Annotated in this window: 1 protein-coding gene and 1 pseudogene; both read left to right on the top strand. The window is 64.7% G+C overall.

The window, feature by feature from the left end:
• Nucleotides 1-193, top strand: a pseudogene (locus L691_RS33220) (ATP-binding cassette domain-containing protein); the annotation flags it as partial.
• Nucleotides 178-640, top strand: a 463-nt coding sequence (locus L691_RS0125790; RefSeq protein ID WP_025693086.1) for an energy-coupling factor ABC transporter ATP-binding protein, incomplete at its 3' end; no start/stop codon positions are given. The pseudogene L691_RS33220 and the gene L691_RS0125790, both read left to right, overlap by 16 nt.

Genomic DNA, 640 nt, shown 5'->3' on the forward strand with positions numbered 1-640 from the left:
GGATCAAGGGCGGCTGGTGTACGATGGCGATCCGCGCACGCTGTTTTACCGCTCCGGGCTGCCTGCCGCGCTACGCTGGGAAGATCCCCCCGTCATCGGCATCGGCCGAATGATGCAGGATAACGGCTGGCCGGCTGAGCTTCTGCCGCTTACGGAGCAGGAACTGGAGGATGCGCTATGCCGGTACAGTTAACCGGGGTGTCCTACCTCTACGGCCAATCCCCCGCCCTGCGGAACATCGACCTGCTGATTCCGGAGGGAGGCGTTACGGTTCTGTGCGGAGTTACGGGCAGCGGCAAATCGACGCTGCTGCGGCTGCTGTCCGGACTCGCGAAGCCTTCCTTAGGTAGTATTGACTATCCGCCGGAAAGCTCTGCCGCCTCCGTCTCCATCGTCTTCCAGCAGCCGGATAGCCAGCTCTTCGCAGGAAGTGTCAGACAGGATGTCGAGTACGGTCTGGAGCAGCGTGATGTTCCTGAGCCCCGGCGGAGCGAGGCGGCGGCCCGGGCAATGGAGCAGGCCGGACTCGATCCTAAGCGATACGGCCAGCGGTCGCCGTTCCTGCTGAGCGGCGGCGAGAAGCGGCGGGTCTGCATCGCAGGAGCCATCGCCCCCCTGCCAAAGCTCCTGCTGCTGGACG

The sequence above is a fragment of the Paenibacillus zanthoxyli JH29 genome, from assembly GCF_000520715.1.
In the GTDB taxonomy this organism is placed as follows: Bacteria; Bacillota; Bacilli; order Paenibacillales; family Paenibacillaceae; genus Paenibacillus_AQ; species Paenibacillus_AQ zanthoxyli.